Origin of the sequence: Dyadobacter sp. BE31 (genome assembly GCF_031457695.1) — a bacterium.
Taxonomy (GTDB): Bacteria; Bacteroidota; Bacteroidia; order Cytophagales; family Spirosomataceae; genus Dyadobacter.
The window spans coordinates 918,250-939,863 of record NZ_JAVDXA010000002.1; the positions used below are offsets into that span (position 1 = coordinate 918,250).

Here is a 21,614-nt window from a genome sequence, read left to right on the forward strand (position 1 = left end):
TGTTCAAACCGGAAATTTTTGAGAAATGAAAAATATAATCCCATCAATCCTGCTCACCGGTGCGATATGCCTCACACAGGCTTGTACCGGCGATTTTGAGGAAATTAATACGCCGCCCACATCCGTCACGACCGTTGATCCGGGCCTGCTGCTTTCGAAAGTGCAGAAGGACGCGGCATTTGCGGAGGGCTACGAAGTGCCCAACAGCCAGTACGGGTCGTGGATCCAGCATTGGGCCGGGGGGGTGTTGGTTTCGAGCTCGCGCTATATCGAGCAAAGCGATAACAATACCTGGGACGCGCATTATACGCTGATCCGGAATATCAGTCAGGTTCGTAATGAAGTTTTGAAAGGAAAGGAAAATGATCCGAGCGGTCGCAGCAAGCTGGCGATCGCGCGCATTGTCGAGATTTCGGTTTGGCAGCGGCTCACCGACCTTTTCGGCGACGTTCCGTATTCTGGTACCGCGCTCGGGCCTGCGGATGTGAACACCAAGCCGGTATTCGATACGCAGGAATCGATCTACAAATCGCTGATCAATGACCTGAATGCGGCCATCGGGCAGCTTACGGCTGGCGATGCAAGCTATGGCAGCGCGGATTTTTATTATAAGGGTGATATTAACAAATGGAAGAAGTATGCCAATTCGCTGAAATTGCGGCTTGGAATGCGCATCCGCTATGCTGATCCCGCTTTGGCACAAAAAACCGTGACCGAGGCCATGGGCCAGCCGCTTCTCGAAAGCGCAGCCGACGACGCTACCGTGCCGACCTACAACAATGCGACCAATGCGAATGTGCATCCGGTATTGAACCAGTTCCTCGCCGGTAGCCCCGACCTGAAATACCTCGCCGATGCGTTCGTTACCCAACTGGTAGCCAGCGCCGACCCGCGCCTGCCGCGCATTGCGCAGCCGAGCGTCAACTCCGTGAAGGCAGGCACACCCGCATACAAGGGCATAGGCGTAGCGCTGACGGATGAGCTGTTGAAAACCATTATTAAGGACGATTACAGCACCGTTTCCACGCTTACGTTCTTCAACCGGGAGTATAGCCCGGCGATCCCGTGCATGGTGATGTCGTTTGCGGATGTGTCGTTCTACAAAGCCGAAGCCGCGCTCGAAGGCTGGGGCGGAACGGCAACGGAAGCAGAGAAATACTATCAGGATGGCGTGAAAGCGGCATTGGCGCAGGCACCTTATAATGTAACGGCAGTGCCGGCCGCATTTGAAAAGGAACTTTCATGGACCGGCCTTTCCAAAGAACAGAAGCTGGAAAAAATAGGTACGCAGAAGTGGATACAACTTTTCGGCCGTTCCTACGAAGCATTTATCGAATGGCGGAGAATGGGTTACCCGGCATTGAAACCCGGGCCGTTTCAGGGTTCTACCGGCGGCACCATTCCACGGAGGACGATTTATTCCTCCCGCGAGGCGCTTTTGAACAAGGCTAATTACGAGCAGGCCGTGAGCCGGTTGTCGAAGGGAGATTCCTATGTGTCGAAAGTGTGGTGGGATAAGAGATGACCACCGACGGCCGACCGCTGACCACCGGTAGGTCGTCCAAAAGCAAAATGCCCGGGATGTTAAATATCCCGGGCATTTTGCTTTTGGTAATACCAATGTTGAATGTCCTGAAAATATGATATTATGAAGTTGAAACCCTTGAAAATACTGCTAGGTGTGTTGGTCGGTGCCATTACCGCCTTCGGGCAAACCGCCCCCGATCAAATGGAGCTTTACCTGTTGATCGGGCAATCCAATATGGCGGGGAGAGGGTTGACAGATGCGGCCTCGCAGCCCAATTCTCCCAAAATATGGGCTATTAACCGTCAAAATGAATGGAAAATCGCTGCCGATCCTTTGCATCAGGACAAACCGGCGGTAGTAGGCGTAGGGCCGGGTCTGACTTTCGCGCAGGAAATTCTCAAAAAGCATTCCGGGCGGTCGATCGGCCTTATTCCCTGTGCAGTAGGCGGCAGCGGTATCGACGACTGGCAACCCGGTGCGAAACATGAGCAGACCGGCATTTATGCCTACGACGAAATGCTCGCCCGCGTGAAGGAGGCACAGAAACGCGGGACGATCAAAGGCATTATCTGGCACCAGGGTGAATCCGATAGTTCACCAGAGAAAAAAGGTGCATACGCCACTAAACTGGCCGATTTTTTCAAACGCCTGCGCCGGGACACTCATACCGAAAACGTGCCGGTTGTAGTGGGGACGCTGGGCGATTTTTATGTCGCCAAGAATCCCGACGCGGCAGTTATCAATCAGATCATCGCCGATTACGCAAAGGGTAACAAACTGGTTTATATGGCGTCGGCTTCGGGGCTGGTGCACAAGGGCGATGATACGCATTTCGACACTGCATCCGCGCGGGAACTGGGCAGGCGGTATGCGGAAGCCTTTTTGAAAAAGGAAGAATAGGTTTTGGCGAGCATGGCGTTATAGGGTGGCAAGGATAAATTTTCGTCCCTTGCATTAGCCCCGGAATTCCTGGGTATTCATTCAACCAAAACCTCACAAACCTGACCAACCATTTTACATGAAAATCAAACATTTAAAGCTCCACGCGGCGATCGTAGTGGCATTAGCTTGCGGATATTCGGCTTCGGCTCAGAAAGGTAGACCGCTTTTTCCGGATCAGCCGGGGATGGTTTCGTATACATTCCGGACGAGCCTTTCCAAAAACACCGCGGCTACCCTGGATACCATTAAAGCATTGAAAATTACGGACATGGAGTTTTCGAGCCTTTTCGGCAAGACGGCCCCCGAACTTCGCAAGCTGCTCGATGAGCGCGGAATCAAATGCTCGTCGTTTGGTGTAGGCTATGACGACGCGCTTAACAAAACACAGGAGGTGGGCAACAACGCAAAAGCATTGGGTGCGAGCTTCGTACGTGTAGCTTGGGTGCCTCACAAAGGGCCTTTTACCCTCGAAATGGCCGAAAAAACGGTGGCAGATTTTAACAAGATCGGTAAACAGCTGAAAGAGGAATTTGGTCTCACGTTCTGCTACCATAACCACGGTTACGAGTTCGAGAAACATGGCGAGGGGACGCTCATGGATTATATTATCCAGAACACCGATCCGAAGTATGTCAGTTTCGAGCTCGATATGCTCTGGACGTTCTTCCCGGGCCAGGACCCAGCGGCGCTGATCAGCAAATATCCCGACCGTTTCAAACTCATGCACATGAAGGATTTGAAGAAGGGGATAGTCGGCAATATGTCGGGCGGCACGCCGGTCGAGAACGACGTGGCATTAGGTACCGGGCAAATCGATATTCCTGCCGTGCTGAAAGCCGCGAGAAAGGCAGGGTTGAAGCATTACTATATCGAGGATGAAAGCCCGAGTTATGCAACACAGGTACCGCAGTCGATCGCGTATTTGAAAAGTTTGAAATATTAATTGAAAAAATGGAAGTAGCCTCCGTACCTGCACATTTGCCGTGGGGACGGAGGCTACTTTTTTTGCCCTACAACGGATAAAATAGCCCGGTAAGCGAGCCCACGATCAGGGCCGTCACCACTACGCCGGTCCCGAGAATCCAAAATGCCTCATTTTTAAACCGGGCGTCCGCACCGGACGGTATCGAAATTGCGGTGAGCTCCATCCTGCGGGCATAGTGTGCGCATGCGATATGCGTGAATGCGCACAACACCGAAAGCGTGTAGTAGGGGATAAAAAACAGCTTTTCCGGGTAATGAACCGCCACGCCCGAAGCAAAGTAGAAGTCGGTTTCGACATGCCACTCGTAACGAGCCAGCAGCACCGCTCTGACGTGGTTGATCAGGAAAAGAGAAAGGTAAATCCCGCTCAGGGCCTGCGCGATCACGTACAACGGCTGCTTTCTGAATCCTTTGGTGAAAACCAGTCGCAGGCCGCTGAAAATCTGTATGGCGACGCATAGCAGCAGCAGCACCTCCACCGGTGGGAATCGGTATACCATGCGGAAGTACTTCATGACGGTAATATGCAGCGCCGGCCCGCCGAGGGCGAAAAGATGGTTGCTGAGGTGTAGCACGAGAAACACCGCGATGATGATCCCGGAAATTCTATGTATTTGTTTCAACTTCATTGGTATATTGTGCAGCTATTAATTATTTCCTGGTTGGATATTCGGGTGTGTAGGACGCCCGGCCGTCCTTGATCAGAAACAGCAGCAGCACGCGTGAAGGTTTGTTCGGGAGTGGATTGGCGGCCAGTGAATGCAGGATATTTCTTTTTTCAAAAAACATCTGGCCTGTTTTGTACAACACCGGAGGCGCGTGATCGAGCCCGATCTGCACCTCGCCTTCGAGTACGTAGCCGAAGAGATCGCAGTTGTGCCGGTGGCTAACGGTATCCGTCGCGCCTGGGGCGATCGTCATGACCGATGATTCGAGTTTGTAGCCTTTCAGTTCGGCATCGGTGAGCCATTCACTGCGCACGTGCTGAAACTGGAATGGATCGGCTTTGACGCTGGCTTTCGCATGCTCGTGTTGCGCCATGGCCGGAAGCGCGGCAAATGCCGCCAGGAGGAAAATAATAGTTCGCATTGGTTCATCGGGTTTTGGTGATAGAGGCAAATATAGATGTGCCTCTTCGTGGCCGGATAGTCCACTAACCATGTTGTTGCTAGTCCAGAATTAAACCATCATAAATGATTGAGCTCGGTAGCCTCATCAAGGTTTGCAGGCCAGGGGAATTGCCCGTGTACATTCAAATTGTACAACAAATCAGTTCATTGATCCGGGAGGGTATTCTGTGTCCCGGCATGCAGATCCAGTCCAGCCGGGAATTGGCCCGGTCGCTGAGCCTTCACCGGAACACCGTCGTGGCTGCATATGCGGAGCTGGAAGCGCAAGGGTGGATCGACGTGACGCCGAGGAAGGGCTGCTTTGTGGCGCTAGAAATGCCGGGGACGGTGCCTGCGCCATTGGTTGAGCAAGCAGGAGCCTCGGGAGTAAGGTATCCTGCTACAACCGGCTACGAGATCGGCTTCGAAATGCGGGACGAATTGCAAGTCAGATATCCCTCGGGCGCTTTCAAATATGTATTTAATGAGGGGTTTCCCGACGTCCGACTTACACCTCTGAACGACCTTTTGCGCGAGTACCGCGTGATCGGTAGCCGGAAATTCGCCCGAGATTATCTTTCCTACACGGCCAAGGAAGGTTCGCCGCGCCTGCGGGCTGAGGTTGTGCGAATGCTTCGGCAGACGCGGGGATTGAATATCGGCATCGAGAATGTGTTCATTTCCAAAGGTGCGCAAATGGGTATGTACCTGGCTGCCTCGCTGCTGCTGAAACCCGGTGATTCGGTCATTGTCGGCGACCCCGGCTTTTTTGTGGTGACCCAGATGTTCATCCGGCTGGGCGTGAACGTATGCCGGGTGCCGGTGGACGGGGAGGGGATCGATGTAGATGCCGTGGAAGCCATCTGCCGCACCACGCCGGTGAGGCTCATTTATGTGATTCCGCATCACCATCATCCTACCACCGTCACATTGTCGGCGGCGCGGCGTCTCCGGCTGCTGGAAATTGCCGGAGCGCACCGGATCGCGATCATCGAGGACGACTTCGATTTTGATATTCATTATGAAAGCCATCCTACATTGCCTATGGCGAGCCGAGATGCCGGCGGGAGTGTTATATACGTGGGTACGCTGACCAAAATTCTCGCTCCGGCGATCCGGCTCGGGTTCATCGTGGCACCCGCCAACCTTATCGCTTTGCTGGGCCAGCACCGGTATGTGGTCGATTTGCAGGGGGATAACCTCCTGGAAGAAGCTGCGGCGGAATTGCTGCGCAGCGGTGCAGTAGAACGCCACCTCAACAAAATCCGCGGTTTATACAAAGAACGCCGCGATCTGTTGTGCGCAATGCTCGCCGAGCATCTGCCGGGCATCGTTTCCTTCACAGTACCCACAGGAGGAATGTGCCTTTGGGTGCGATTCCACGGGGTGGGTACGGTGCAGGTGGCGGCGGAAGCTCAGCGGCTCGGGCTTTTTATCAGGGACGGGAAGCGGCATAACCCGCTGGGGGTCGATTTGAATGCCATCTGTATCGGTTTTGCGTCCCTCAACCCCGAAGAATTGCGCGAAGCAACTACGCTGCTTATTGAGGCGACGTTGCGTGCGATATCGGCCAATGTTCAGATTGTCCAGCTAAACCGGCAAATTGTATAAGGATAACTGTCGCTGGGTAGTTACTTTTGTGCTGTTATTTAGAATGAGTCTATTTATTAATAAAAATAGACCAACTAGTTGTTCGAAAAGTCCAGTGCGGTTGGGTCTTCCTTACGCTACTATCTGATTGAAATGTTGCAAAAACCCTCAAAAATCAAAGCATATGAAATAACCACTATCTGATATTCCCCGAGACATCAATTCGAAGTAAAAAACCGAATGGCTGGTACCCATCCGGTTTGCTGCGCCGAGGCGCATTACTTGTAAACGCTGAAACATTTAAAGCAATGCAAATTAGTAAAATTCTGCATGCAGGGCTGCTTTGTGCCTTGTCGTTCGTTGCCTTTGCCCAGCAGGCGAATGTTACCCTCCACGGGCAGGTGCGGTCGGAGGACGGAGAGACGCTCCCGGGTGCTTCCGTGAGCCTGAAAGGGACTTCGCACGGGACCTTCACTAATGCCGACGGGAAGTACACCATCGAACACGTGCGTCCCGGCTCCTATAAACTGCTGGTGTCGTTTATGGGTTATCAGACGCAAACCAAAGACATTACGCTCAAACCCGGCGAGCATTTCAGGCACAATATCAAACTGGTTTCCGAAACCCGCGAGCTGGAATCGGTTTCGGTGATCGGCCGGACGGAGACGAAGGAGATCAACCGACAGGCTTATAATGTGACGGCCATCGATGCCAAAAAGCTCCAAAATTCTACGCTCGACCTTTCCCATGCACTCGACCGCGTGTCGGGGGTGCGTGTACGGGAGAGCGGGGGCGTGGGCTCGAACATGAATTTCTCGCTGAATGGTTTCACGGGCCGTCAGGTGAAGTTTTTCCTCGATGGCGTGCCGATGGATAATTTCGGTTCTTCATTTCAATTGAATAACATCCCTATTAACCTTGCCGAGCGCGTGGAGGTTTACAAAGGCGTGGTGCCGATCTGGCTGGGTTCGGATGCATTAGGCGGCGCCGTGAATATCGTAACGAACACCCGGCAGAACAGCTACCTCGACGCTTCCTATTCCTACGGCTCGTTCAATACCCATCGTACGACGATCAATGCGGGTTTTACGGCTAAAAATGGCTTTACGGCACAGCTGAATGCATTTCAGAATTATTCGGACAACAACTACTGGATCACCGTCGATGTCGCCGACGTGAACACCGGCGAGTATTTCCGCAACCAGCGCCTGCGGAGGTTTCATGATACCTACCACAATGAAACCGTAATCGCGAATGTGGGCCTGGTGGGCAAGAAGTTTGCGGACCGGCTTTTACTGGGGATTACTTTGGGTAAAAACAAAGCTGAAATCCAGACCGGCGCGCGGATGGTGAGTGTTTTCGGGCAGTGGCACCGCAAGGGTAACATCGTTATGCCGAGTTTGAAATACCAGAAGAAGGATTTGTTTGTCAAAGGGTTAAATGTCAATATATCCGCCAATTATAACCTGGGCCAGGAACAGAATGTGGATACGGTGTACCGCCGCTACAACTGGTTTCAGCAGTTCAAACAATATGAAGGAAAGGGTAGCGAGCGCGAGCGGTCGCTGTACAAATTCCGGAACAACAATGGCCTGGCTACGGCGAATGTGACCTACCAGATCGATCCGCGGCATTCGGTGACGATTAATAATGTATTCAACACCTTTAACAGGAAAGGGGAGGATGAGCTCTTTCCTGAGTCGGCCAAGTATGAGCAGCCGCGCGTGAACCGGAAGAATGTGCTCGGTTTGGGCTATAAATTCGACTATAACGAGCGCTGGAACACCTCTCTATTCCTCAAACATTTCTCGCAGAACAACAAATTTTCAGTTTCCTACAACCCGACCGGTAACTGGGGCGACGAAGCTTTTTTAGTCCAGAAAAATAGTTTTGAAAAGCTCGGTTACGGCATTGCTTCCACGTATTTCCTATTCAAAAATTTCCAGCTGAAAGGTTCATTTGAAAAAAGTTACCGCCTGCCTGAAACCGACGAGCTCTTCGGCGACCTCCTGAACCTGGAAGGCAATATCAACCTCGACCCCGAAACGAGCTACAACTACAACCTCGGTTTTAGCTACAACGGCGCGATCAACCGCGTACACCGGTTTAGTGTGGATGCGAATGTGCTATACCGCGACGCCCAGGGTTTCATCCGTCCCCGCCTGAATGCCAATCAGACCAAGCAGGTCATGGATAACCTGGCCGATGTGACCAATTTCGGTATCGATGGCGAGGTGCGGTACTCATTCCGCCAGCTTTTCACGGCGGGCGCCAATCTCACCTACCAAAACCTCCGCAACAATACGCGTTTCGAGGAGGGGTACACGACCGAAAGCCCGCTTTACCGCGATCGCATCCCCAATATGCCGTTCCTGTTCGGTAATGCGGATGCTGCGGTTTTCTTCAAAGACCTTGGCAAAAAAGGCAACACCCTTACCCTCGGCTATAACCTGCTTTACGTGCATGCCTATTACCTCTACTGGCCAAGCCTCGGCAGCGACAAGCTGGATATTCCACAGCAGCTGAGCCACGATGTAAACCTGGTATATGCCATGGCCGATGGCCGCTATAACGTCTCGCTGGAATGCAAAAATCTGCTCGACGCGAAGCTGTTCGATAATTTCAGCTTGCAGAAGCCAAGTCGGGGTTTTTATGTCAAATTACGCTATTTCATCAGTAAATAATCTTTCATAATTCAATAATCCAATCAAAATCAAAAAATGAAAAAGTCATATTTGAAATGGTTTTTTGTAGTGGGCATGGGCGTCGCTTTGGGCGCATGCAGCGACGACGATACGACCGATCCCACACCCGGGCCGGGCGCCGGAACACAGTCGCGCTACGTGGTGGCATCGGCGCCAATCGGCTCACAAGGTGTTGCCGATTACTTGCTTACCACCGGCGACCTTTCGCAGGGGACCATCAGCACGGTAGGGCAGGGTATCGAGCAGGATGGGTCTTACCGCTATTATCTGACGCATAAGGGGAAGTTTTTCAGCCTTTTATATGGCCAGGGAAACCCCGGTGCCGTTACTACTTATGCATTGGATGAAAAAGGAGGACTGGTAAAAACTTCTGATTTTCAGAGTGAAACCGTGCAGGTTTTTGCACCGGCAGGCGACGATATCCTGACGATCAAAGTGCCGAGAAGCGGCAATGAAAGCGCGTCGTGGTTCCGCATTAATGCAGATCAATCCAAAATCGTGGGTGAGGGCCAGGTAAACATCGTGAAACTCGCGGGCAATGGCGAGCGTGCGCACTTTACGTGGGCTACGCAGGTGGGCGACAAGATTTTCGCGCCCTATATGAGCATTAAAGGTGCTGCGCCGGACGTTTTCGGTACCGCCAATCCCGACAGCAGCTGGATTGCCGTGTTCTCTTACCCGGCCATGACGCTCGACAAAGTCATCAAAGACAACCGCACGAGCTTCATTGGTTCGTATTTTAACAACGGCCTTTCGGTAGACGAAAACGGCGATGTGTATGCATTCTCCCCTGCATCGGCCACCAACAGCGGGGTGGCTACTTCTACCAAGCCATCGGCATTCGTTCGCATTAAAAGAGGCACCACCGAGTTCGATCAGAGCTATTTCTTCAATGTGCAGGAGAAATCGGGCGGTTATAAAATCGCTAACCAGACCTACCTCGGCAGCGGCATGTTCCTGCTTTATATGTATGGAGATTTGGGCAAGGCATCCGGAAACAAGAAACTGGCCATTGCGGATGCCTACAACCAGACATTTACATGGGTAATCGGCGTGCCCGACGTGATCGCGTCGTCGTCGGCTTCCTACAACAACAACACGGTCAGCGATGACAAAAAGAGCGTCTTTGTGGGCATCAACACCGAAGCCGGCAGCTGGGTGTACACGGTGGATATCGCCACTGCTACCGCCAAGCAAGGCCTCAAAGTTGAGGGCGGGGCTATTACCGCCATTGTTAAGGTCAAATAGTTTGGGTTTTAGAAGTACTACAAACCCCGCCGCACCTGATGGCCGGCGGGGATTTGTGTTTTTGCAGGATCTGCGTCCGCTGCCGATATTTGAGGTCGCGAGGCGCAACAAGAAGTGGGAAAGGATATGGATTACATAGTTGGCAAGACGATCGAGGAGCAGCAGCGCACGGAATTTCCCCTGCACGACCTCGGCGATGCCTTTTTCGCGATGGCGACGATCGAGGATGGCGACGAGCATTTCTTCAACGGCATCCATCGCCACGACTTTTACGAACTGCTGTGGTTCACCGACATTGAACCCGGGCAGGCGCATTACATTGATTTTAACAGGTATCCCATCGCGCGCAACCAGGTTTTTCTCCTGCTGCCCGACCAGGTGCACAATATGGACCAGCGCGGCAAATGCGGCTTTTTGATGGCCATTTCCAAAGATTTTTTCGAACGGCTCATTGGCAACGATATTTTTAAGCTGTTCAAATATTCTACCAACTTTTCCGTCGCCATCCCCGAGTGCCGTCTATCCATTCTGAACACGTTGCTGGGCCTGATCCGCGCCGAATATGACGACGCGAGGCGCCCGGCCATCCTCGAAACCTATCTCCGGAGCTGGTTCTTGCATTGTATTGATCTTCAAAAAGAGACATGCGACCCGGCGCCGGGTGCCGCCACCCCGCGCGATCCACGCCTGCAAATGCTGCTGGAATCCATCGAAACCAACTACCGGAAGCAGCGCAAAGCCGAATTTTATGCCAATGAGCTCTCGATCAGTGCCAAGCGGCTCAACGAACTGGCCCGCGGCTCATTCGGTAAAACGATCAGCCAGATGATCAACGAACGCCTCATCCTCGAAGCCAAGCGTGAGATAGGCTACGTTCGCAAACCGATCAAGGAAATCAGTTACGAACTAGGCTTTTCAGAGCCGGCCTACTTTACCCGGTTTTTCGGGAAACAAACAGGGTACACGCCCGAGGATTTCCGGAGGCGGATGACGGCGTTGTACGAGTGAATGTGTATAGAAAATGGGGGTTTTCTATATGTGTTTTTGGAATATGTATAGCAAATGGCACTTTTCTATACATGTTTTTAGGATATGCATAGAAAATAGCACTTTCCTATACATGTTACGGTTGCGGAGAGCTATTGATATCGCCAAGGTGCTCGTAAAGATCCATGTTGATGTAGTAATTGTCCCGACCCAATTTCTGTTTGTGCAATATACCCTTTTGAGCGAGTTGATCAAGATAGCGAGTTGCGGTGATTCGTGAGACCTCCAAATCCGTCATCACAAAATCGATTTTGGTATATGGATGCCTGAAAATATTATTCAATAAATCCTGACTATAGATATTGGGCAGTTCACTACGCATTTGCTGCTTACATTTCAACATCAATACCTTGATACCTTGAATTTGCCGGATAGTTTGCAACGAAGTTTTCTCGATTCCGTCCAGCATATAAAGCACCCATTCTTCCCACGCGTTATCGGTGCGTACCTTTTGGAGCAGCCGGTAATAGTCGGCCTTGTATTGATTGATATAGCGGCTCAGGTACAATACAGGAATATTCAGCAGGCCTTCTTTTACCAGATAAAGAATATTCAGAATACGGCCGGTCCGTCCATTTCCATCATAAAATGGATGAATACTTTCAAATTGATGATGAATGACGGCCATTTTGATAAGTGGATCCCAGTCGCTCAATGAATCATCATTTATGAACTTTTCGAGATTAGACATAAGGTCCACGATCTCGTCATAACTCTGCGGCGGCATATATACTGTTTCGCCAGTCAGGTCATTTTTCAATGCCGTGCCCGGCACTCGCCGGAATCCTGCATTGTTGGCTTCGATGGTAACCTGAATCTGTAAAATATGGTTGTTGGAGACAAACCCAGCCTCTCTCACAATTTCAAATCCACTCCGAAGCGCGCTCGCGTAGGCGTGTACCTCCTTTGCCGCCAGGTTTTTAAACTTTCCTGCGAATGTGTCAAATTGATAAAGTTCGTCCTGTGTAGTGACGATGTTTTCGATCGCGGAGCTGTCTTTTGCCTCCTGTAACGATAATGTATTGATGAGGATTGTCTCATTCGGAATGCCCGCCACCGAGCCTTTAAGCTCTGCTAACGCGCTTCTGGCCGCAGCAACTTTCTTTAAAACGGGCTTGGTTTCAAGATCTATTTTTAATGGAAGAGGCGAAACTTTGTAAGACATACCATTCGGGGAAAACTCAACTATCGGAACTGTGTAATCACAAATATATCAGAATATTGATGTCGTCTCACCTCACCCGCAGCCCAAAATCAAACCGCCCGCTCACAACCCTCCGCAGCACGCCGATCTGACCACAGTGGTACATGGTATGCTTCACGTTCCAGTCAATGGCCTCAAATTTGTTGGTAGCAACCGGATGGGGCGTCGGCGTTGGTTCTAATGGATTTTCGAGTTCTTCCGGTGCAACGGTCGCTAGGATTTCCAGGGATTTTTGCTGCATGATTTTTAAATCTGAAAACAGCTTTTCAGGAGCGAATTTTCCGACGGACTGTTCGGCGCGGGCGACGGTGAAGTAGTCGCTGTAATCTTTGATAGGTAATTGCCGCAGGATATCCATTTGGTGCCCGCGGATAACCATCATCGTATGGAAGTAATGGCTGATGATCAAATGCCCGACCTGCCAGCTGATGCTCGACTCGATGGTACCCGGAATGATCTCCCACTTTTCAAACGGAATGTCGTGGATGAGTTTATTGGTCCAGTCGTACGTATTGGCGTTCTGGTGAATAAGTAGCTCGATGGTGTTCACACGTTTTGGTTGGTTGGAATGGTGTAGACTTCTAATATATCGCATTTCCGGTGGGTGTTCGCAAGTAGCCGTCGGAGAATTATCGGGCACGCCGGATAATGGAAATATTGATAGAATATTTATGACGAATTTTTTTGCAAAAACGCCTACATTTGATGAAAACAGTCCGGTGAAAAAGGTCTTCTCTATCCTGATGTGCACGTTGCTGCTCTACAATATCATGGGCTTTCCGCTCGTGTATTGGATAGGGGAGTATTTTGCCGATGGACATAGCGGAGAGCTTGCCTCCGGCGATGTGCTTCCCGAAGAGTTGCTGGTGCTGAAAATCCCAATCATGGTCCCTTACCAAACCGACTGGCAGGTGGCCGAACAGGCAGAAGGACGCCTGCGGCGGGGCGATGATTTTTATCAGATTGTCGAGCAGCAGTTAATGAATGATACTTTGTATGTCAAATGCAAGCTCGATATCTCTGCAAAAGACCGTTACCTAGACCTCGTGTCACATGTGGACAAACATGTGAAGGGCGGTGTCACGGACGGTAAAGGCAAAGCGCCGCAAATGCTCAAAAATTTCCTGAAAGATTACCTCACCTTCAATAGAAAACACTGGTTTTTCGTCATAGACTGGATCCGGAAGGACACCGGTTTTAAAGGTATTCTGCTAACAATCCCTTCTTTGTTCCTTTACGTCGCCTCGCCTCCTCCCAAGGCCGCTTTTTGAGATAGCATCGTACGTAAGACACCCCTTTTTGCCGCAATGCCGCATGAAGGGGCAGCTGCGTGTATGCTTTATGGTATTCGAAAAAAAGCTAACACTTAGAACATGAGGCAAAAACTTATACTTTTTACCGTCGTGCTTACGGGCGCGCTGGCGATAAGCCTGTGCACGAAGCCGACGTCGGAAGACAAAATGCTGGGCTTGTTGGAGGAGTCGAAACAAAGGGTGTTTAACTATCAGAATAATTTCTGCCCTGAGGCTCAGCTTATGTACCTCGATTCCCTTCTGAAAGCGATACCCCCGAGCGAAGTGGCTCAGCAGTTCAGGGTGAGGCATTTCAAGGCCAATGTACTACTCCAACTCGGCCGACCCGATGATGCGATCGCCATTCTCCGAGGCCTGGAACGGAACCCGGGGCCGTTTGAGGCTCTGCCCGGCGTCATGCGTAAGGTAACCGACGACATGGCGGTAGCCTATTTGCGCTTCGGGGAGCAGATCAATTGTATCAACAACCACTCGGTGGATGCGTGCATACTACCCATCAAAAATGGCGGGGTACATCGCAATACCAGAGGCTCGAAAGGTACCGTAGATATTTACAAAAGAATGCTGGCCGAAAAACCGGATGATTATGAGGCATTGTGGTTGCTGAACATCGCGTATATGACATTGGGTGAGTACCCCGCGCGCGTGCCGAAAACGATGCTGATCCCGTCGATGGATGCCGACGATCCCGTAGGTGTGAAGCCATTCGAAGATATCGCGCCGGATTTGAAACTGGATGTAAGGAACATGGCCGGTGGGGTGATTACGGAGGATTTCGACAACGACGGCTTCCTGGACCTGGCCATGTCGGGCTGGGACCTGAGCGAACCGATGCACTATTTCAAAAATAATGGCGACGGGACATTCCTCGATAAATCGGAGTTTTCGCGGTTGAACAAGTTCACCGGTGGATTACACATGATGCAGACCGACTATAACAATGATGGTTTTAAGGATATTTTCGTGCTGCGCGGTGCATGGCTGGGCAGCCCTTACGGAGACCAGCCGAATTCGCTGCTCCGCAACAATGGCGACGGTACTTTTACCGACGTGACCATCGACGCGGGGCTGCTATCCATGCACCCGACACAGACAGCCACCTGGAACGATTTTAACAACGATGGCTGGCTGGATGTATTTATCGGAAACGAAACGACGATCGGGGCCAACTACCATCCCTGCGAGCTGTATCTGAACAACAAGAACGGCACATTTACCGAGGTGGCGAAGCAAACGAATTCGGCAATAGCCGCATTTGTGAAAGGCGTGACATCGGGCGATTATGACAACGACGGCTGGAACGACCTCTTCATTTCGACACTCAGCGGACGCCGCTTTCTGCTACGGAATAAAGGCATCGGCAATGGCAGGATCAGCTTTGAAGATGCAACACAGGCCGCCACGCTGGACAAAGACCAGAACCGAAGATTCGCAACCTGGTTCTGGGACTATGACAACGACGGGTGGCAGGATATTCTCTGCGGGGACTATACCATGGATTACGCATTGAGCTACTACGCAGCAGCCGAACGATTGGGCAACTCTCCCGCATTCCATGGACAGCCGGTACTTTACCACAATAACCACGATGGCACATTCACGAACGTCACCAAGGCAATGGGACTCGATAAAACGGGATTCGCGATGGGCGGCAATTTCGGGGACATTGATAATGATGGTTATCTGGATATTTTCATCGGAACAGGGAATCCGAGCTACAAATCTCTGATACCTAACAAGATGTTTAAAAACACAGCAGGTAAAGGCTTTGCGGATGTGACTACTTCGGCGAAAGTGGGAAGCTTGCAAAAAGGGCATTCTGTGGCGTTTGCCGATATGGACAACGACGGCGACCAGGACATTTACATTGAAATGGGCGGCGCTTACATTGGTGATGCTTACCAGAATTCGTTTTTCCTGAACCCCGGGCAAAGCGCCAACAACTGGATTTCCATGGACCTCGAAGGTGTAGCCTCCAATAAGGCGGCTGTCGGTTCGAAGATCAAGCTTACCTTCACCGAAAATGGCAAGCAGCGCAGCGTTTACCGCGTTGTTTCCTCGGGAGGAAGCTTCGGATCTCAACCATTCAAACGCGAGATAGGCCTGGGACAAGCGAAGGTTATTGATGAGATCGAGATCCGCTGGAATGGCAATGGCAAGGTGCAGAAACTGCGAAATGTCGCAGTTAACCAGTTCGTCAAAATCCGAGAGGGAGTTGCCGTACCGGAAAAGATTTTAACAAAAAAACTGACTTTCAAGCGCGCCCATGCGCATGAAATGCCCGTTTGCGCGCCGGTAGCGAAGGTATCCATTTGACGGTTTTTCCAAAACCTCGTAGGGTACAGCCGTCTGGGTTGCCCTGCGGGGTTTTGTTTTTTAATGATGGATAATTATTATGATTTATATCATTAAATTGTAAACACCTTCCGCTTTACCGAGTGTTTCCCTGCATTTTTTCAACTTGTTACCACCACTTTGCCCGTGAACCACCCATACAGCAGCTATTCCGAACAGGCCTTGATGACGCTTGTGTGCGAGCAGGACGAGGAACTGGCATTCAGGGAGTTGTATCGCAGGAATGTGCGGCTGCTCGTGCATACGGCCATCCGAAAGACGGGCGTGAAGGCGATCGCGGAGGATTTGGTACAGGAAACTTTCGTGAAGTTCTGGCTCGGACGCCATAAGTTTGATATACAAAAAAATATCCAGGCCTATCTCAACGGCACGCTCCGCCATTGCATTATCAACTACTATCACCAGGAGCAGCGCAAGCAGGTCCTCACGCTCGATGACGAGGATTTCCTGCCGGATAATGTCACGGCGGAGAACCTCGATTTCAACACCCTCAATGAATTTTATGAGCAGTCGCTGCTCAAACTGCCCGAGAAATGCCGCGAGGTGTTTACGCTGAGCCGCAAGGGGTACAGCCTCAAAGAAATCGCCGGGCTGATGGAGATTTCCGAGAAAACGGTGGAAGCGCACATCAGTAAGGCGCTGAAAATCCTCCGGGTGGAAATGAAAGACTACATCGCACTGGCGGTACTTATGCTTCCGATCATTTGACGCATCCAATTTTTTGAAAAAAAATTCCTATTGGAGTAAGGGTTGTTCCCGCTTTTCCATGACTGTACTGTTAGTTGACTAATAAGTGTAAAAAATACACCTAATGAAAAAGCCCCCGTTATCTCCTGAAACTCTTAAAAAATACCTGGCGAATGAATGCTCGGACGAAGAGCGTCGCCTGGTGAATGAATGGTACCAACAGCTGGATGAGCCTGCCGATGAGCCCTTTACGGACGCGGACCAGGACCGGCTGTATAACCGCATCAAAACCTACCTCTCCGAATTGCGCAAAAGCGACGAGCCTGCCACACCCGTATACGGCCTGTGGCATTACATCGGACGCATTGCAGCGGTGTTTGTAGTGGGTCTGGGACTGCTTTATTTTTTATACCAAAGACAGGAAGAGATCGCGCAACAAACCGCGCAGCCTGATGGCGATGTGCTCACGTTTGTAAATGAAGAACATAAAATTTTGCCGCACTTGCTTCCCGATAGTACCGTGGTCTGGCTGCATCCCGGAGCTAAGATATCGCATGACCATCCTTTTATAGTCCGGGAGGTATTGTTTTCGGGCGAAGGTTTTTTTGAAGTGAAACGAGATCCGTCGCGGCCATTTGTGATCCATACCGGTGATCTGCAAACGAAGGTACTTGGTACCAGTTTCAATGTGCGGGCGATTCCGGGCGAGGGTACGGTTAAGGTTTCGGTCGCGACAGGCCGTGTGGAGGTGGGCAACGCGCAAATGAAAGAGCGGGTAGTGCTGCGGCCGGAACAGGAGGTGGTTTTCGAGCCAAAAAGCAAACACCTGGAAGTACTGAAAGTGGCGGAGAAGGATTCGGATAAAGAACTGTGGCAGTCGGCCTCGCTGGTTTTCAACGAAACGCCTATGAAAGAGGTCGCGGAGCGCTTAATGCAGACTTTCCACGTAAAAATCGGTTTCGCGGACGACGGCCTGGCAGACTGCCGCCTGAAAGTGGATTTCACCGACCAACGCCTGCCCGAGATCCTCGATATGATCGACACGCTGCTGGGAAGTACCTACCGCATGGAAGGCGAAACTATTACACTGAAAGGACAAGGTTGCCGTTAAAGCCCGTCAACCCCAGTTCAAATGACCATACCTGACAACCCTTGACTACCTATAACCACCCATAACAATCCAAAACAGCTTCCCAAATCAATCCCCTGACAAACTCCATGAAAACATAGATTCCCCTCATCCAGCAACTTTTAGCCACAAAAAAATCAGGAGTGGTTGCGACACCCCTGATGGAAATGCCCGGCTAAAACATCCCGGAACGTGCGGTTCACAGGCTCGCCCGAAGGCAGGCTTGGCAGGATAACTATTGTCTGAATTTTAACCCGGTCAACCGTAAAATTATGAAAAAACCTTTTCATCCATGGCATAGATTGCTACTCCATATCATGCGCCTGACTTTTTATCAGTTACTATTGATCAGCATTTGCTCGGTGGTGGCTGTGGCGAGCCATTCGCCGGCCCAGGAGCTGCTGAACCGTGATGTGACATTGGACTTGAAAAATGTCACGCTCAACGAGGCCCTCACCCGGCTTGAACAGGGTACGAAAGTGAAATTTGCATACAGCAGCGGCTTGGTGAACCTCCAAAAAACCGTGAGCATCGATGCCCGGCAGGAAAAGCTATTCGCCGTGCTAGATCGCCTGCTGCTGCCGCTGGACATCAACTACCGGGTGCGCAACAACCAGATTCTCCTTTCCCGCGCGCCGAAGAAAACCAGCGAAATACCTGCGGTTGGTTCAACCGGAAATATGGTAGCAGCCGCCGATCGCACGATCAAAGGAACCGTAACTTCGCCCGAGACAAATGAGCCGCTGCCCGGAGTGAGCATTATCCTGAAAGGCACCCAGCGCGGTACTACCACCGACGTTTCGGGTAAATTTCAGCTCGATGTGCCGGATGACAATGCGACGCTGATCTTTTCATTTGTAGGTTACCTCTCGCAGGAAGTAATTGTAGGCAGCCGCACCGACCTCGCCGTGGCATTGCAGCTCGATACCAAAGCATTGGACGAAATAGTGGTGGTCGGTTATGGTACCCAGAAGAAATCGACGCTAACGGGTTCGATTGCGGCGGTAAAAGGCAGCGAGATCGCGGAGAACCCGGTACCGAACGTTTCCGGCTCGATCGCCGGTCGCGTGGCGGGGGTAAGTATGCGCCCGAACGGTGGCCAGCCCGGGTCCGATTCGCCTGAAATACACATCCGGGGCATTGGTACCACCGGGAACAACAAACCGCTGGTGGTAGTGGATGGCGTCATTCGCGACAATATCAACCAGATCGACCCCAGCTCCATTGAAACCGTAACCGTGCTGAAAGATGCCGCTGCGGTGGCGCCGTATGGCTTGGGCGGTGCGAACGGGGTATTGCTCATCACCACCAAAAAAGGGGCCACCGGTGCGCCTACGTTATCATTCGGTGCCTACTATGGCTCGCAGTCGCCCACATATTATCCCAAAATGCTCAGCGCACAGGATTATATGCGGCTCAAAAACGAAGCTTACCTGAACGAAAACCCCACCGGCACGCAATTGCCATTTGCGACGGACCTGGTCGAAAATTACACGGACCTGAACCGAGAAAACCCTGATAAATACCCGATCAGCAACACGAAAGACCTCGTGAATATGAATGCGCCAATGCAGAACTACACTTTGCAGCTGAGCGGAGGTTCGGAGCGGATCAAATACCAGACGGGTTTCGGTTTTCTGAAACAGAACGGGATGTTCGACCCCGTGAAATACATGCGGTACAGCTATAATATGAACCTGACGGCCGAAGCAACGAAAACCACCACGGTTTCGCTTTCGCTGATCGGTTCGGTCGAGCGGGTATCGTCGGTGGATACGGCGGTTTCGGCGGGGAACTTGTTTCGCAACGGATTCAAATACATTCCGATCCGTTCCCTTTATTACAGCAATGGTTTATGGGGAGAATTTGCGGGAAACTCGCCGGTAGGGGTTTTGAATGCGGGTTATACCAAAAATTCCAACAACACTTTGCTGACGACCATCGCTATCGAGCAAAAGCTGCCGTTCATCAAAGGGCTGAGCGTTAAGGGTACATTCAGCTATGACCCTGTTCAGCGCACCAAGAAGGGTTACCACAAGCCATTCTATTACTACACCCAGGATTTAACGACCACTCCCTACACCTATAAACGCGAAATTTCCACCGCGGAAGGGGGAGCGGCGGCATTCTCCTGGCTGGCGCAGCAGTTTATCAAAACCCAGACATTTACTTACCAGGGTTACCTCAACTACCACAACACATTCGGTAAGCACGATTTCACCGGTCTGATCGTGGCGGAGGCCCGCAACAATACCTACGAGCTGTTTTCGGCACGCCGCAACAACTTTGCCGTGGACGTCGACGAGCTGAATATGGGTAGTTCCAACAAAAACGATTTCGACAACGGTGGTACCTCGTCGACCGGCAGCCAAATCGGCTACGTGTACCGCGTGGGCTATGCCTACGCAGGCAAGTACTTGCTCGAAGCTTCGGGGCGTTACGACGGCCACTACTACTTCGCGCCGGGCAAGCGCTGGGGGTATTTCCCGGCATTCTCGGCAGGCTGGGTGATTTCGGAAGAGAATTTTCTCAAAAATGGCTTCAACTGGATCGACAACCTGAAAGTACGCGGGTCGTGGGGGAAATCGGGGAACCTGGCGGGTACGGCGTTTCAATACCTGACGGGCTACAACCTCAATGGCAATGCCTACGCATTCGGGCCGGGCTCGATGGTGCAGGGGGCGGTAGTGCCGAACGAGGCTAACAAGAACATTACCTGGGAGATTTCTACTAAAACTGATGTCGGTTTGGAAGCATCCCTGTGGCGTGGTTTGCTGACGATCGAGGCCGATTACTTTCACGAAAAACGCACGGGAATGCTGCTCCCGCCGGCTGTGAGTGTGCCGGTAGAGTACGGGCTGGCATTGGCCGACGAGAATGGCGGTATCATGGAAAACAACGGCGTGGAATTGAGCCTCGGTACCAATTATCGCTTCCAGAACGACCTTCGGCTGGGTATCAACGGCAATGTGAGTTATGCTAAAAACAAGATGATCAAGGTTTTCGAAACAGCAGCCACGCGCAACAATCCTAATCGCAGCCGTACCGGGCGAGCGCTGGGAACGCAATTCGGCTATAAAACCGACGGATTGTTCACCACCGACGACGACAAGAATGACGACGGCCTTATCAATGCGGCCGACGGCTACAATGTAACGCAGTTCGGTGCATTGCGGCCGGGCGACATTCGCTATGTGGATGTGAGCGGCCCGCAGGGGGTACCGGACGGTAAAATCGATTCGAATGATGAGGTAATGATCGGCAAGCCGGTTTACCCGCTGCTTACCTACGGATTGAATGCCACTGCCGACTGGAAAGGCTTCGACCTGAGCCTGTTCTTCCAGGGTTCGTCGCTCGCAAGCCTCGACATCCGTCAGTTCCAGACCATTCCATTCAATAACAACAACAGTAATTCGAGCTACGAGTATTACGACAACCGCTGGACCCCGCAGACGCAGGATGCCCGCTACCCGCGCGCCACGCAAGCACCTTATGCAAACAACACGCAGCTGTCGGATTTCTGGATGACGAGCACGGCCCATTTGCGCCTCAAAAACGCGATCATCGGCTACACGCTGCCTAAGAGCCTTACACGTGCTATCGGTATCCAGCATGTGCGGGTGTATGCGTCGGGTCAAAACCTGCTAACGTTCAGCAAGTTGAAGTTCATGGACCCGGAAGTAGGCTACACGGATCGTGAAACGGCCTATCCGAACCAGAGAGTATACGTGTTTGGGCTTAATGTGACATTCTGATCTCGAAAACTTTGAACC

At 51.6% G+C, this 21,614-nt stretch carries 16 protein-coding genes; 12 read left to right on the plus strand and 4 right to left on the minus strand.

The genetic code is table 11. The features are described from left to right. Window positions 1-25 precede the first annotated feature (25 nt). From J2Y43_RS12430 to J2Y43_RS12440, 3 genes are all read left to right on the plus strand, one after another. Window positions 26-1,525 (plus strand): SusD/RagB family nutrient-binding outer membrane lipoprotein, encoded by a 1,500-nt coding sequence (locus J2Y43_RS12430; protein ID WP_309982917.1) that lies wholly within the window; start codon window positions 26-28, stop codon window positions 1,523-1,525. 123 nt (window positions 1,526-1,648) lie between these two features. Then, window positions 1,649-2,428 (plus strand): sialate O-acetylesterase, encoded by a 780-nt coding sequence (locus tag J2Y43_RS12435; protein WP_309982919.1) that lies wholly within the window; start codon window positions 1,649-1,651, stop codon window positions 2,426-2,428. A gap of 118 nt (window positions 2,429-2,546) precedes the next feature. After that, window positions 2,547-3,413 carry a sugar phosphate isomerase/epimerase gene (locus J2Y43_RS12440; protein WP_309982921.1) on the plus strand — a complete coding sequence of 289 codons (867 nt, stop codon included), beginning with the start codon at window positions 2,547-2,549 and terminating at the stop codon, window positions 3,411-3,413. Between the two features lie 67 nt (window positions 3,414-3,480). Here J2Y43_RS12440 and J2Y43_RS12445 read toward each other — a convergent pair whose 3' ends face one another. Both J2Y43_RS12445 and J2Y43_RS12450 read right to left on the minus strand, forming a co-directional pair. Continuing rightward, entirely contained in the window at window positions 3,481-4,083 is a 603-nt protein-coding gene (locus J2Y43_RS12445) for a hypothetical protein (RefSeq protein ID WP_309982923.1), read from the minus strand. A 22-nt stretch (window positions 4,084-4,105) separates the two neighbouring features. Beyond that, a complete protein-coding gene (locus J2Y43_RS12450) occupies window positions 4,106-4,543 on the minus strand; it encodes a cupin domain-containing protein (protein WP_309982925.1) in 438 nt (145 codons plus the stop codon). A gap of 104 nt (window positions 4,544-4,647) precedes the next feature. Here J2Y43_RS12450 and J2Y43_RS12455 point away from each other — a divergent pair, with 104 nt between their 5' ends. From J2Y43_RS12455 to J2Y43_RS12470, 4 genes are all read left to right on the plus strand, one after another. Then, entirely contained in the window at window positions 4,648-6,174 is a 1,527-nt protein-coding gene (locus tag J2Y43_RS12455) for a PLP-dependent aminotransferase family protein (RefSeq protein ID WP_309982928.1), read from the plus strand. A 287-nt stretch (window positions 6,175-6,461) separates the two neighbouring features. Continuing rightward, the gene (locus J2Y43_RS12460) at window positions 6,462-8,837 is read left to right on the plus strand and encodes a TonB-dependent receptor (protein ID WP_309982930.1); all 2,376 of its coding nucleotides are present in this window, start codon (window positions 6,462-6,464) and stop codon (window positions 8,835-8,837) included. Between the two features lie 36 nt (window positions 8,838-8,873). Continuing rightward, window positions 8,874-10,106, plus strand: a complete 1,233-nt coding sequence (locus J2Y43_RS12465) for a DUF4374 domain-containing protein (RefSeq protein ID WP_309982932.1) — start codon at window positions 8,874-8,876, stop codon at window positions 10,104-10,106. A 126-nt stretch (window positions 10,107-10,232) separates the two neighbouring features. Further along, window positions 10,233-11,114: a helix-turn-helix domain-containing protein gene (locus J2Y43_RS12470; protein WP_309982934.1), complete on the plus strand. Its 882-nt coding sequence runs from the start codon at window positions 10,233-10,235 to the stop codon at window positions 11,112-11,114. 115 nt (window positions 11,115-11,229) lie between these two features. Here the strand turns inward: J2Y43_RS12470 and J2Y43_RS12475 are convergent, their stop codons facing one another. Together J2Y43_RS12475 and J2Y43_RS12480 are read right to left on the minus strand one after the other, a co-directional pair. Continuing rightward, entirely contained in the window at window positions 11,230-12,318 is a 1,089-nt protein-coding gene (locus J2Y43_RS12475) for a Fic family protein (protein ID WP_309982936.1), read from the minus strand. Window positions 12,319-12,385: 67 nt separating this feature from the next. Beyond that, a complete protein-coding gene (locus J2Y43_RS12480; RefSeq protein WP_309982938.1) occupies window positions 12,386-12,907 on the minus strand; it encodes a DinB family protein in 522 nt (173 codons plus the stop codon). Window positions 12,908-13,028: 121 nt separating this feature from the next. Between J2Y43_RS12480 and J2Y43_RS12485 the strand changes: the two genes are divergently transcribed. From J2Y43_RS12485 to J2Y43_RS12505, 5 genes are all read left to right on the plus strand, one after another. Then, complete coding sequence (locus J2Y43_RS12485) at window positions 13,029-13,628, plus strand: hypothetical protein (RefSeq protein ID WP_309982940.1); 600 nt, start codon at window positions 13,029-13,031, stop codon at window positions 13,626-13,628. 102 nt (window positions 13,629-13,730) lie between these two features. Continuing rightward, complete coding sequence (locus tag J2Y43_RS12490) at window positions 13,731-15,986, plus strand: CRTAC1 family protein (RefSeq protein WP_309982942.1); 2,256 nt, start codon at window positions 13,731-13,733, stop codon at window positions 15,984-15,986. A 165-nt stretch (window positions 15,987-16,151) separates the two neighbouring features. Next, the gene (locus J2Y43_RS12495) at window positions 16,152-16,733 is read left to right on the plus strand and encodes a sigma-70 family RNA polymerase sigma factor (RefSeq protein ID WP_309982944.1); all 582 of its coding nucleotides are present in this window, start codon (window positions 16,152-16,154) and stop codon (window positions 16,731-16,733) included. 103 nt (window positions 16,734-16,836) lie between these two features. Continuing rightward, the gene (locus tag J2Y43_RS12500) at window positions 16,837-17,823 is read left to right on the plus strand and encodes a FecR domain-containing protein (protein WP_309982946.1); all 987 of its coding nucleotides are present in this window, start codon (window positions 16,837-16,839) and stop codon (window positions 17,821-17,823) included. 290 nt (window positions 17,824-18,113) lie between these two features. Next, window positions 18,114-21,596: a TonB-dependent receptor gene (locus J2Y43_RS12505; protein WP_309982948.1), complete on the plus strand. Its 3,483-nt coding sequence runs from the start codon at window positions 18,114-18,116 to the stop codon at window positions 21,594-21,596. Window positions 21,597-21,614 lie beyond the last annotated feature (18 nt).